Below are 12,860 nucleotides of genomic sequence, written 5' to 3'. Positions count from 1 at the left end.
CCAGCAAGTTGCCGCCCGCAATCTCGATCCTTCGGCGGTATTCATCCAGAAAAAACAGTGCCCAACCGACCGAGATCAAGACAAGCATCGGCAGGAAAACCCGAATGACGTAATAGGTCAGATGTCGTTTTCCTTCAAAGACAAGCGCGACCTGATCGCTTTCTTTGCCGGATAGCCCCAGAACCCTGGATGTTTCCAACCGTGCATTGTTCAGAATCCATTCTTCTTCGCCCAACTGATCTCCGAGGCCCGAGAATTCGTTCAACGGATGGTAAGTGACGTATTCAGAGGGAAAGACCGAGACGACCTCGAAATGAAACTCTTGCGTGTCGAACGGGTATTTTCGGAAATCGAAATGAGGCGCCTGGAGTGTAAGAGACGATTTTTCGACATACAGCACCCGACCGTCGTAACGCAGGGACGCAGCGGATTCGTGGATCCACTTGTTGGACTGCTGATTGTGAATGACAAAAGCCGGCAGAACGGAACCGATACTTGCCGCATGATTGGCAAGGTCGGGTGGGTTGAAAACCTGGATATCCCTTCGCTGTTCCTCGGGATCAAACGCCAGCGCAGGATCGGTCCATTCCACCCGCAAGACCACAACCGCGCCATAGTTTTCGGCCTTTTGATCAACACCGGTGATCTGGTCGATGCGAATGCCGATCCCAACGTTCAACGGGTTCTCGGGCGTTCCGGGCAGGGCATCCATACGACCCCCCAACACGTTCTGAGCCGTGGCCGCGACAGAGGAACCGAACACTAGAAAAACACCTAAAACCAAGACGATGATGGCTCGGAGCAAGAACATACGTGAGAACACCCTGACACAATGGAAGGCCCGGGCCGCCCGGCGCGGCCCGGGCTGTAACATTACTCGGACCAGCTGATCTGAGTCAGATCGATTGCGGCGGTGGGCGCGTTCTTCCAAAGGCCCTGAACGCCAACTTTCGCAACACCCAGTTTGGCCAACTGGAACAGGTAGCCATTGACATAGTCGCTTGCGATCAGGCGCTGCGCCTCACCCAGCAAACGGGTGCGTTCTTCGGGGTCGGTGGTGGTGTTCAGCGTATCCATCAGCGCCTGAAAATCCGTGCTTTCATACTGAAAGTAATAATCAGGCCGCGCATAAATGCCGATATCCATAGGCTCGGTATGGCTGACGATGGTCAGGCCGAATTCCTTGCCCTTGAACACCGATTCCAGCCATTGGGCCCATTCCACATTGATGATCTCGGCCGTGATGCCGACCTCGGCCAGCTGCGCCGCTATGATTTCGCCCCCACGACGGGCGTAAGACGGCGGAGGCAAATGCAATGTGGTCTCGAACCCGTTTTCGAATCCCGCCTCTGCCAGCAACTCTCTGGCTTTTTCGGGGTCGTAAGCGGATTGCGCGGTCAGGTCGACGTAAGCCGGATTGTGCGGCGCAAAGTGGGTTCCGATCGGGGTGCCATAGCCAAACATTGCACCGTCGATGATCGCCTGCCGGTCGATGGCATGGGCCAATGCCTGACGAACAAGGATATCATCAAACGGAGGCTGCTTGTTGTTGGTGGACAGAATCGTCTCACCTTCGGTCGACCCCACAAGGACCTGAAAGCGCGGATCGGCCTCGAACTGAGGCAGGTTTTCCGGCGCCGGGAAGTTGTCAAACACGTCGACATCCTCGGCCATCATGGCGGCAAAAGCGGCAGTCGGGTCCGAGATGAACTTGAACGTCGCAGTCTCTAATGCGGGCTGTTCGCCCCAATAGTCGGGATTTCGGTTCAGCGTGATACTGTCACCCTGCACCCAGTTTCCAAAGGTATACGCACCGGTACCAACCGGGTTGGTCTTGATGTTGTCTATGCTTTCCGGCGCGACGATGACCGCATCCCCCCAGGCCAGGTTGAACAGGAAGTTTCCGTTCGGTTCTGCCAGGGTGACTTTCACCGTCAGCGGGTCGACGATCTCGACGGTTTCGATACCGGCAAACAGGGCCTTTTGCGCGTTGGCGCTGTCTTCAGCGGCTGCGCGATCAAGGCTGAATTTGACATCCTCGGCGTCCATGGTGGTGCCATCATGGAAGGTCACCCCGTCATGCAGGTTAAAGGTATAGACCGTCCCGTCTTCGGAAATCTCCCAGCTTTCCGCCAATCCGGGCACGACCGAGCCGTCGCCCATGAAACGTGTCAGGCCTTCGAAGATATTGGTGTAAACCACCGAGTCGATGGCTTGCGCCGCGGCGCTTGTCGGGTCCAGATGCGGAGGTTCAAGCTGCATCGCTATGGTGATGTCCGACTTGGCCAAAGCCTGCGTGGCAAGCAGGCTGGCCCCTACGGCCAGGGACGATGCAAATGTCCGGAACAGGAATTTTGTCATGTGAACTCTCCCTACTGAAACGGGTTGTGCCCTTGTTTTCAGGGCCATTTTACTGACAGTCTTCCTGTAAACCTCAGGTCAATCAAGGGAATGTTCGCGCAACCGGGGTTTCTTCGGCCCCTCCCGATCTGCTATGCCGCACTGCAACATAATTCTGCAGGAGCGATCCATGAGCGCCACCGCCCGCAAGAAAGCCCCGAACGCCGAGGATATTCGCGCCCGAAAAGGCGGCGAACCTCTGGTTTCCTTGACCGCCTATACCACGCCAATGGCGCGCCTGATGGACGCCCATTGCGATTTCGTGCTGGTCGGTGACAGCGTCGGCATGGTGCTGCACGGGCTGGAATCCACGCTGGGGGTCACGATGGAGATGATGATCCTGCATGGTCAGGCCGTATCACGCGGCCTGGAAAGCGCGATGATGGTCATCGACATGCCTTTCGGAAGCTATGAGGAAAGCCCGGCACAAGCCTTTCGTAACGCCGCACGCCTGATGGCGGACACAAATGCAGGCGCGGTCAAGCTGGAAGGCGGGGTGGAAATGGCTGAAACCATCCGCTTTCTGGTGAAACGAGGCATTCCGGTGATGGCTCATATCGGACTGACGCCGCAATCGATCAACACGTTGGGCGGTTACAAGGTGCAGGGCCGTGACGAGCAGGCTGAAGCCGTCATGGCAGACGCCCGCGCCGTGACCGAGGCTGGCGCGTTCTCGGTCGTTCTGGAGAAAGTGCCCCAAGGTCTGGCGAACCAGATCACCGAAGAGATTGCGATCCCGACCATCGGCATCGGTGCATCTGCGGGCTGTGACGGGCAGATTTTGGTCGTGGACGACATGGTGGGCTTTTTCACCGCCTTCAAACCCAAATTCGTCAAACGCTATGCCGAGCTCGGCCCGTTGGCCGAAGCGGCCATTGCGGAATACGCGGCCGAAGTCCGCGCGCGGACCTTCCCGGCGGACGAACATGTCTTTGCCGATCAGGCTCCGGCCAAAGGACAAAAGACATGACCGCACCGATTCTGCGCTCTCTGGCCGAGCTATGTGCCAACACCACCACATGGCGCCGAAACGGTGAGGTGATCGGCGTGGTTCCCACCATGGGTGCGCTGCACCAGGGGCATTTGTCACTGGCGCAGGCTGCGAAACAGGGCTGTGACCGGGTGATCGTGACAATTTTTGTGAACCCCAAGCAGTTCAACAATCCCGAAGACTTGGCCAATTACCCCCGCACCGAACATGAAGACGCCCAAAAGCTGGCCCCGTATGGTGTGGATGCGATCTATGTACCGGACCCGCAGGAAATCTATCCGGAAGGTTTTTCGACGACGGTATCGGTTGCCGGTCTGACCGACGTGATGGAAGGCCCTTTCCGCCCCGGACATTTCGAAGGTGTGGCCACGGTGGTCGCCAAGCTGTTCCTGCAAACACAGGCGGATCGAGCCTATTTCGGGGAAAAAGACTATCAACAGCTGCTGGTTGTCCGCCGGATGGCGCGCGATCTGAATATCCCTATCGAGGTGATCGGCTGCCCGACCGTCCGAGAACCTTCGGGCCTGGCGATGTCGTCGCGCAACCTTCTTCTTTCACCCCAAGGGTTGAAGATCGCAGAGCAAATGAACGGCGTCATGCGGCGGGTGGCTGACGATCTGGCCAATGGAGCAGACTTTGCCAAGCTGGCGCAGGATGCCAGGGAAACCCTGCTGAAGGTCGGGTTCACCGAAGTCGAGTATGTTGACCTGCGCTGTGCCGAGACGCTGGAAAGCCTGTCCAGCGCAAGTAAACCCGCCCGTCTGTTCGTCACGGCCTGGGCCGACGGCGTCCGCCTGATCGACAATATCCCTGTCAATCCCGCTTGATTTCTGCACTGGCCCCTTCGCCATTGTTTGCGCTAAAGTCCGGCAAAACGATACCGGGGGAGAGCGGAAATGACCCATATTCTGGCAATCGATCAAGGCACCACATCCTCGCGCGCCATTCTGTTTGATGCGCAGATGCGGCCTGTGGGCACTGCCCAGCAGGAATTTCCTCAGCACTTTCCGCAGGAAGGCTGGGTTGAACACGACCCCGAGGATATCTGGTCCAGCGTTCTGCACGTGTGCCGTGAGGTGATGGATACCACCGGTGTTTCAGCGGATCAGATTGCCGGTATCGGCATCACCAACCAGCGCGAAACGACGGTTGTCTGGGAAAAGCAGACCGGCAAAGCCATCCACAATGCCATCGTCTGGCAGGACCGCCGCACCGCCGATATCTGCGCGCGCTACAAACAGGCCGGGTGCGAGGATGACGTCACAGCTCAGACCGGTCTGCTGCTGGATCCCTATTTCTCGGGCACCAAGGTCAAATGGCTGCTGGATACCGTTTCCGGTGCACGCGAGCGCGCAGAAGCCGGAGACCTGCTGTTCGGCACGATCGACAGTTTCCTGATCTGGCGGCTGACCGAAGGCCGTGTTCACGCATCCGATGCCACCAACGCCGCCCGTACTCTGTTGTTTGACATCCACAAAGGCGTGTGGAGCGCCGAGATTTGCGACCTGCTGGATGTGCCTCTGAACCTCTTGCCCGAAGTGAAGGATTGCGCTGCGGATTTCGGAACCACCACTTTGCTCGGGGGCGACATTCCCATTCTGGGCGTTGCAGGCGACCAGCAAGCCGCCACCATCGGGCAGGCCTGTTTCCAGCCCGGTATGATGAAATCAACCTATGGCACGGGCTGCTTTGCGCTGTTGAACACCGGCGCGCAGCCGGTTCAGTCGAAAAACCGCCTGCTGACGACGATCGCGTATCAACTGGACGGCCGGCGAACTTATGCGCTGGAGGGTTCGATCTTTATCGCGGGGGCCGCAGTGCAATGGCTGCGCGACGCGTTGCAGATCATCGACGCGGCGCCTCAAAGCGGCGAATTGGCGGCTCAGGCTGATCCGAACCAGCATGTGGTGCTTGTGCCCGCCTTCACCGGCCTCGGGGCGCCTTATTGGAAACCTGACTGTCGCGGAGCGCTGTTCGGGCTGACGCGCAATTCCGGCCGGGCCGAGATCGCCCGCGCCACGCTGGAAAGCATCGCCTTCCAGACCCGTGACCTGTGGCACGCCATGCAGGGCGACTGGGGCGCCGAGGCGGATGTTATCCTGCGCGTCGATGGCGGGATGGCCGCGTCTGACTGGACCATGCAAGGCCTGTCGAACTGTCTCGGCGCGCCTGTGGACCGCCCCGTCATGCAAGAGACGACCGCCCTTGGCGCCGCATGGCTGGCAGGCATGAAAGCCGGAATTTATCCGGATCAGGCCGGGTTTGCGGAAACATGGGCGCTGGATCGCCGGTTCGAGCCAACGCAGGAACAAGCCGATCGCGATGCGGCCTATGAACGTTGGCAGCGCGCGGTACAGGCGGCGATGGCGTTCTAGCTGTGATCTTTCAACAAGCGCTGCTTCTGCCGTGACCAATCGCGCTTGGCCTGGGTTTCGCGCTTGTCGTGGGTTTTCTTACCCTTGGCGATGCCGATCTTGATCTTGGCCAACCCCTTGTGGTTGAAATACAAAACCAGCGGCACCAGCGTCATGCCCTTGCGCTGGGTCGCATTCCACAAATCGGACATCTGTTTGCGGGACACCAGCAGCTTGCGACGGCGGCGTTCTTCGTGCTTGAACACTTTGGCCTGCTCGTACGGCGCGATATAGCTGTTGACCAGCCACAGCTCGCCGTCATCGACGGTGGCATAGCTTTCCGCGATGTTGGAGCCACCCGCGCGCAGGGATTTGACCTCGGATCCTTGCAGAACGATACCGCATTCGATGTCGTCCTCGATCGCATAATCGAAGCGGGCGCGCCGGTTTTCGGCGATCACTTTGTAATTCGGGTCTGTCTTCTGCTTGGCCATGACGGGTTGATTTAGGCGGCTTACGCCGCCCTTGCAAGGCACGGATTTCCAGCCGGGGTCATGATTTGGCAGAAATGATCAGATCCGGGCCAAAAATCGTGTCCGCATGGTTGTGCAGGTAGATCTTAAGCCACGGAGTAAACCGGTCCGGGTGGCGGGCCACTTCGGCCAACAGGTCATGGTAGTCGATCCAGCGGATATCCATGACTTCATCCGGGTTGGGCGCGATTTTCAGCGGGCCACGAACATGGGCCAGAAAGACGTCAACCACTTCGTTTTCCACCATGCCGTTCCCAACATCGGCGTGGTATTCCAGACGGTGCCGATATTCAGGGTAAAGACCTGTGATCCCCAGTTCTTCGTTCAAACGGCGCACGGCACAGGTGGACGAGCTTTCGTCCCAATCGGGATGCGTACAGCAGGTATTCGCCCAAAGGCCGGGCGTGTGGTACTTACCCAGCGCCCGGCGCTGCAACAGGATCTCGGTCCCCCGAACGACAAAAACCGACACGGCCTTGTGCTTGAGCCCCTTTTCGTGAACTTCAAGCTTGTCTACAGGGGTCAACTCACCATCGACCCAAGCTGGGATCATGATACCCATCTGTCCTCTCCTGCTGCCAATCCGCCTGACGAGCCCTGTTGTTGATTATAGCTGTTGCCGGACCGGCTTGGCTTTGCGGCGTTGCTTGGAAATCCGCCGTCTGACTTCAAAGTGTCGTTGTTCCACACTGTTATCAATCGCACCAAAGGCCGCAGGGGCTGCGGCCTTTGGTCCTTGTGCGTGGGTGCACAATGTTAGCGTTTATTCGCCTGATACACTGACGATATAGGCGTAGACGTCTTCACCGCCGCTTTTCAGCTTGAAAGTCATTTTCGATTTGGCGGAAGTGTCATCCAGATAGGATTTCAAAAATGTCTTGGGATCCTGTGCGTATTCCGCAAAGGACGCCTCGTCCCAGACCAGACCCTTCTCACCGGCAGCAACGATGCTGTCTCCGTATTTGAAACCCTCAACGGTTCCGGCGGTGCGGCCCGCGATTCCATAGAGGTTGGGGCCGGTCTTGCCGCCCTTGACGATCACTTCGCCTGCCGGGTCGGCGATCATGTGGCAGGACTTGCATTTGTTGAAGGTTTTCTTGCCCGCCTCAGCGTCGCCTTCAGCATAAGCTGGAAGGGCCAGAAGGCCGACGATTGCGGTAGCGAGGATGCGATTCATAGCTTTTGCTCCGATAGAAATTGGCTGCGCCGAATGGACCGTCGGCGCAAAAAAGAGTCAACGCGCAGATTGCCGCGCGCGCTTACTGTGCCACTGCGACAAATAGGATGTCCTTAACTTTTGTCATGTACCTCGGACCAGCAGGGCAACAGATCGCCCGCGGCCGGAGTCGCCAGATACACGGCGCGCGCGATGGCTCGCGCCAGGCACAGCGAGGCCGCATGCCCGATGACACCTGGCTCGGTGTCGGTGGCGACACCCCGCGCGCCCGTGCTGACCCCGAATACCAGATCACCATCCCCCGGCGTGTGGGCGGGTACAATGGCGCGGGCAATACCGTCATGGGCGGCTACGGCCAGTCTCTGACATTGCGGTTTGGTCAGGGCCGCATCCGTCGCAACGATGGCAATCGTGGTATTGGCCTTATCCGGGTTCGCCGACTGCATCACGTGCGCTTTGCGACTGACCGTTGGTTGGCCCAGTCCGGCATTGGGATCAGGCCCCAACCCACCGAATTCGCCGTCCACTTCAAAAGGGGCGGCCCAGAAATGCCTGTCACCCGGCGTGGTGACACTGCCCAGCGGATTGACCGCAACCAATGCGCCGACGGTAACACCGCTGTCCAGAACAACCGAGGCTGAACCCAACCCGCCTTTGTGCATCGCGGTCAAAGCCCCGGTTCCTGCACCCGCGGTTCCGAGTTCGAACCGGTCCGACGCGGATTCGAACGCCGCAAGGCCCAACGCGCAATAGGGATTCTTGGGCCACGCCTTGTCGCCGCCATTCAACAGGTCGAACAGGATCGCCCCGGGCACGATCGGCACCACGGCTGAACCCACCTGAAACCCGCGGCCCAGGGCATGCAGTGCGTCCATGACGCCCGAACAGGCATCCAGCCCGAAGGCCGACCCGCCCGAAAGCACGATCGCATCCACCTGGTCAACGGTCTTGTCGGCGGCCAGCAAATCTGTCTCGCGCGTGCCGGGCGCGCCACCCATCACGTGCACCGAGGCTCGGAGTGGTTGCGCGCCGGTCAGGACCGTGACACCTGATTTCAAAGTTGCGTTCTGTGCATTGCCGACCTTCAGGCCGGGGACATCCGTGATCAGGTTTGTGGGTCCGGGGATCATGCAAACCTCGGTGGTCGAGCGGGAAAGCGCGCTGGCGCGCGCTGCCTCCGGCGGGGATATTTTTGGCCAGATGAAGAGCGGGTCAGATGCATCGGCCTCCGTCCACCTCGAGCGCGGCGCCGGTGATCATGCTGGCCTCGTCCGAACACAGGAAACAGGCGGCATTGGCCATGTCTTCAGGGGTTGAAAAGCGGCCCAACGGGATGGTCGACAGGAATTTGGCACGGATCTCGGGTGTGTCTTCGCCCATGAAGGATTTCAACAGCGGCGTTTCCCCGGCAACCGGGCAGATCGCGTTCACCCGCACGCCAGACGGGGCGAGCTCGACCGCCATCGTTTTGGTTGCGGTGATCATCCAACCCTTGGAGGCGTTGTACCAGTTCAGGTTCGGGCGCGGCGACAGGCCTGCGGTTGAAGCAACGTTCAGTACTGAACCCGCCCCACGTGCCTTCATGGGTGGAATCAATGCGCGGGCGGTCAGATAGACGGATTTCATGTTCACGTTGAAAACACGGTCAAAATCCGCTTCGTTAACCTCCTCCAGCGGCGTTGGCAGGTGGGTCACACCGGCATTGTTCACAAGGATGTCCAGATGGCCGAAGGTTGAGAAAGCCGCATCCGCCATCTTCTGAACCGAGGCGCCCTTGCCTACATCGACCTGCTGAGCAATCGCCTCGGACCCAAGCTGGGTTGCGAGTTCATGCGCAGCATCGCCATTGATGTCAGCGATCATGACACGCGCACCTTCGGCCAGGAACTTCCTTACGATCCCCGCACCAAACCCGGATGCACCGCCAGTGACGATTGCGGTTTTTCCCTCCAGCCTCATGGCGTTACTCTCCTGCACCTTTTGAAGGCCAGACTATCAACGCCCGGACGAGATGCCAGTTCAATCTTCGGACACCTTGCCGCGCAGCGCCTTGACGTCGCCCCGTGCCTTTTTCGCCGCAAGCCTGCGTTCGACCGAACCATAAGTGGGTTTCGTCGCGATGCGCCGCTTGGGTTTGACCAGCGCCTTGCCGATCAGCTCGGCCAGCCTTGTTCGCGCAATTTCCCTGTTGCGGGCTTGGGAACGTGTTTCTTCGCATTGAATGATGATCGCGCCATCCTTGGTCCAGCGGCGCCCGGCCAACCGTTTCAGCCGCGCCTTGACCGGATCGGGCAGCGAGGGTGAGCGCGCGGCCTCGAAGCGCAGCTCGACCGCGGTAGAGACCTTGTTCACGTTCTGCCCGCCGGGACCGGACGAGCGGACAAAGCTCTCGGTCATTTCCCAGTCTTGCAGAGTGATATCGTCAGAGATGCGCAACATGGGTGAGACCATAGCTGGAGCGGGTAAAAACAGAAAGGGCCGCCCCGGTGGGACGGCCCTTCGAAAGTTCAGGAGGTCGGGTCGGTTAGATCAATCGACCAGCCGGAGCGCACGCTCGGCCAAGGGCTGCCCTAGCAGGCGGTCCCCCCGGTTGTTCCGACACCTCTCTCCAATCTCTTTCTCGACACTGGATCACCTCCTTTTCTATCTGTTGCGGTTGAAAAGAAGCGTGACACAAGATGCGCCAATCTCAAAGCACTTTTTTTACGCAGGCTGTGCAGCGGTCAGTCGCGCAACGATCACCTTGAACGGGATCAGTGCGATCAGGGCCAGCGACAGTTTCACCAACCAGTCGGCAAAGGCCAGCGTCACCCACAGCGGTACCTCGGGACCCGACAGCATGAAGGGCACGGGCTCCCACGCCCAGTTGATGGCCGCATCCGCATCGGCGCCAAAGAAGGTGACCGAGGCCGAGAAGGCGATGGTGAAGAAGATCGCGGTATCCAGCGCTGAACCTACCAGGGTCGATACCAGCGGAGCCCGCCACCATTGACCGCCACGCATGGCGTTGAACACGGTGACATCGGTCATCTGCGCGATCAGGAACGCGGTGCCCGAGGCCACGGCGATGCGCAGCGGCACGGCGGCATAGGTAAACCCGTCGCCCTGAAGCATGATCTGGCTGCCGACCAGCGAGCAGATCACCCCGGTGACGAAGCCCACGAACACGACCTTGCGGGCCGGGCCCACACCGTAGACGCGGTTCATGATATCAGTGACCAGAAAGGCCAGCGGATAGGTGAAGGCACCCCAGGTCAAAAGGCCATCAAAGATCAGGAACTGGACCAGGATGTTCGAGGCCACGACGATGGCGGCCATGGCAAGAATGCCGGGAATAAAGTTGCGTTGCATATTTTGATGCCCGTTTTGACAAGGTAGCGGCGACTTGGCCAAGGGACCGTCCCAAGGCAGGCTGTGCGTTTAGACCTTCATCTGCCGCGTGTCAATCGGGCAGCAGATACTCGACCAACTCGGTCCGTTGCAGTGCCAGAAAGTTGTCATCCGGGATCATCGTGGCCCGCAAACGCCCCTGATCATCCCGCCAGATCGACAAGCCTTCGAGGTTGTCATGCGCGCCGGTTCCGGATTCGAACAGGGTTTCCTCGGCGTTTGGCACGTCGCCTGTCAGATCCCATCGCCGCAGGCGCGAGCGAAATCCGATTGCCGTGAGGTTTCGCTCCAACACGTAGAACCGCCCATCAGGACCGAAATCAGCGGCAACCGGTTTGAACCAACCACGCTGGGGCAGAACAAATGGGGTCGACCAGGTTTGGCCATTCCAGCGATAGACGGGAATATCTCCGTCCGAGGTGCGGTTCGTTTCCGGCAGCGTATACAGCCGCCCGCGCCTGTCGATGGCCAGGCCTTCAAAGGACCCATTGTCGGCGAGATGCTGAAATGCCTGCGGGCGTGGCAATACACGCGCCTTCGTGCCCGGTGCGGGGTAGTGGGCGACGCGGTGCACCCCTTCGAATGAGATATAGAACCCACCGCCAGGAGCCACCGCAATCCCTTCGGAATCGCCAACGCCGCCGGACATGAGATGCCCGTTGCTGGACAGAACCGGCCATTGCCCCAGAATGCGAATGCCGGTGATCTCGCCATCAAGGCGCTCAATGCGCGCGGTCACCAACCGTGCCCGGTCGCTCAGCGCCATTATCTGCTGCCCGTTGTCGGAAATGTGCAGCGCCGAGAATCCGCCGAACCAATCCGCCTTGTGACGCCATGCAAAACTGCTTTGATGTGTGGCGGTTTTGACATCCACTCCAGGGGCCGCCGTGGCCAGAAACAGTGCCGCACCTACTTGGATTGCAAGACTGAGGCGCATTGTTTCGGCAAATCGGCCAGCACATATTCCCGGCGTTTCTTGGGCGGCGGCGCGTTCGGGTCGGGCGGCGGTGGGTTCAGGATGTTGCGCACCCATTGCTGGGCTTCGGCACAGCCATCGCCTTTGGGGGGAGCGTCCTGGTTGACACAACCCTTTGATCCTCTCGGACATTTCAGGCGCACATGGAAGTGATAGTGATGCCCCCACCAGGGCCTGATCTTGCGCAGGTAGGCCCGGTTGCCTTTTTCGTCGTTGCACATCTGAACCTTCGCCCCGGGGAACACGAAGATACGTGCCACGCGCTTGTCCTTGGCGGCTTCGCGCAGCACCGCGTGGTGCTGTTTGGTCCAGTTGCTGTTGACATAGGCACCGTTCGAGCGGCGCAGCGATATGGACGAGATATTCTCGCGCGCCTTGCGCGATAGGCGCATGTTTTCACCCGGAAGCATCCAGATATCGATATCCAGCCCCAGCTGGTGCGAGCGGTGGCCCGAAGTCATCGGCCCACCCCGCGGCTGGCTGATATCCCCGATATAGAGACCATTCCACCCAGGCTGCTTGGCCGCAAACCGGCTAAGGTCCTGCACGTAATCGATTGCTTCGGGATGCCCCCAGTTGCGATTGCGCGACAGTCGCATGGCCTGCCAAGTGGGTCCTGTCTCGGGCAATTGCACGGACCCGGCTGCACATCCGCGCGAATAACTGCCGAAAGCAGCCGATTTTTGTTGCGAGCTTATCTTCTGTGCCCCGAACAACTGCTTTGCCAAGGGCTGCGCCGATGCCGTATGCGCCAGCGCGGTTATCACCAATAGTGCCAAAAAACGTAGTAAAATCATCTGCTCTGATCCCCTTCAGGTCTGACCCAGCGCATCAGGAATAGACCCAGAATAAACAACAGAATGATTGGTGACACCCCCAGACGCGCACTGCCGGTTGCGGTTGTTGCAATCCCGATCAACAACGGGGCCGCAAAAGCGGTCGCGCGCCCCGACAGACCGTAAAGACCAAAGCTTTCGACCGGGGTTTCAGGGTCGGTGTGGCGCACCATCATCGAACGGCTGGCCGATTGCAGAATGCC

15 protein-coding genes are annotated in these 12,860 nt (G+C 59.5%); 3 read left to right on the top strand and 12 right to left on the bottom strand.

Annotated features, from left to right (window positions below):
- On the bottom strand, positions 1-763 hold a 763-nt coding region (locus AC2FNN_RS19770), incomplete at its 3' end, for a ligand-gated ion channel (protein ID WP_496760150.1).
- A 110-nt stretch (positions 764-873) separates the two neighbouring features.
- Positions 874-2,361 carry an ABC transporter substrate-binding protein gene (locus AC2FNN_RS19765; RefSeq protein ID WP_496760149.1) on the bottom strand — a complete coding sequence of 496 codons (1,488 nt, stop codon included), beginning with the start codon at positions 2,359-2,361 and terminating at the stop codon, positions 874-876.
- A gap of 169 nt (positions 2,362-2,530) precedes the next feature.
- Between AC2FNN_RS19765 and panB the strand changes: the two genes are divergently transcribed.
- The 3 genes from panB to glpK all read left to right on the top strand — a co-directional run bounded on the left by panB (position 2,531) and on the right by glpK (position 5,766).
- A complete protein-coding gene (gene panB / locus AC2FNN_RS19760; RefSeq protein WP_496760148.1) occupies positions 2,531-3,370 on the top strand; it encodes a 3-methyl-2-oxobutanoate hydroxymethyltransferase in 840 nt (279 codons plus the stop codon).
- Positions 3,367-4,218 (top strand): pantoate--beta-alanine ligase, encoded by an 852-nt coding sequence (gene panC / locus AC2FNN_RS19755; protein ID WP_496760147.1) that lies wholly within the window; start codon positions 3,367-3,369, stop codon positions 4,216-4,218. The genes panB and panC overlap by 4 nt, the downstream gene beginning before the upstream one ends.
- 69 nt (positions 4,219-4,287) lie before the next feature.
- A complete protein-coding gene (gene glpK, locus AC2FNN_RS19750; protein ID WP_496760146.1) occupies positions 4,288-5,766 on the top strand; it encodes a glycerol kinase GlpK in 1,479 nt (492 codons plus the stop codon).
- On the opposite strand, the gene smpB is transcribed toward glpK, so the two are convergent.
- From smpB to AC2FNN_RS19700, 10 genes are all read right to left on the bottom strand, one after another.
- Positions 5,763-6,239: an SsrA-binding protein SmpB gene (gene smpB, locus AC2FNN_RS19745; RefSeq protein WP_152459447.1), complete on the bottom strand. Its 477-nt coding sequence runs from the start codon at positions 6,237-6,239 to the stop codon at positions 5,763-5,765. The genes glpK and smpB overlap by 4 nt on opposite strands.
- 58 nt (positions 6,240-6,297) lie before the next feature.
- Complete coding sequence (gene idi, locus AC2FNN_RS19740) at positions 6,298-6,840, bottom strand: isopentenyl-diphosphate Delta-isomerase (protein WP_496760145.1); 543 nt, start codon at positions 6,838-6,840, stop codon at positions 6,298-6,300.
- 201 nt (positions 6,841-7,041) lie between these two features.
- Positions 7,042-7,455, bottom strand: coding sequence for a c-type cytochrome (locus tag AC2FNN_RS19735; protein WP_496760144.1), 414 nt, complete (start codon positions 7,453-7,455; stop codon positions 7,042-7,044).
- 113 nt (positions 7,456-7,568) lie between these two features.
- The gene (locus tag AC2FNN_RS19730; protein WP_496760143.1) at positions 7,569-8,585 is read right to left on the bottom strand and encodes a P1 family peptidase; all 1,017 of its coding nucleotides are present in this window, start codon (positions 8,583-8,585) and stop codon (positions 7,569-7,571) included.
- Between the two features lie 82 nt (positions 8,586-8,667).
- Positions 8,668-9,414, bottom strand: a complete 747-nt coding sequence (locus AC2FNN_RS19725) for an SDR family oxidoreductase (protein WP_496760142.1) — start codon at positions 9,412-9,414, stop codon at positions 8,668-8,670.
- Positions 9,415-9,474: 60 nt separating this feature from the next.
- On the bottom strand, positions 9,475-9,894 hold the full coding sequence (gene arfB / locus AC2FNN_RS19720; RefSeq protein ID WP_496760141.1) for an alternative ribosome rescue aminoacyl-tRNA hydrolase ArfB: 420 nt from the start codon (positions 9,892-9,894) through the stop codon (positions 9,475-9,477).
- A 264-nt stretch (positions 9,895-10,158) separates the two neighbouring features.
- Positions 10,159-10,806: a queuosine precursor transporter gene (locus tag AC2FNN_RS19715; RefSeq protein ID WP_496760140.1), complete on the bottom strand. Its 648-nt coding sequence runs from the start codon at positions 10,804-10,806 to the stop codon at positions 10,159-10,161.
- 91 nt (positions 10,807-10,897) lie between these two features.
- Positions 10,898-11,782: an esterase-like activity of phytase family protein gene (locus tag AC2FNN_RS19710; protein WP_496760139.1), complete on the bottom strand. Its 885-nt coding sequence runs from the start codon at positions 11,780-11,782 to the stop codon at positions 10,898-10,900.
- Positions 11,755-12,618, bottom strand: a complete 864-nt coding sequence (gene mepA / locus AC2FNN_RS19705) for a penicillin-insensitive murein endopeptidase (RefSeq protein ID WP_496760138.1) — start codon at positions 12,616-12,618, stop codon at positions 11,755-11,757. The genes AC2FNN_RS19710 and mepA overlap by 28 nt, the downstream gene beginning before the upstream one ends.
- A partial coding sequence (locus AC2FNN_RS19700) for an MFS transporter (protein WP_496760137.1) occupies positions 12,615-12,860 on the bottom strand: 246 nt, incomplete at its 5' end. The genes AC2FNN_RS19700 and mepA, both read right to left, overlap by 4 nt.

The organism is Ruegeria sp. BHSA118 (genome assembly GCF_059613405.1).
The sequence above is the reverse complement of the archived record's forward strand: the minus strand, read 5'-3'. Positions and strand labels throughout refer to the sequence as shown.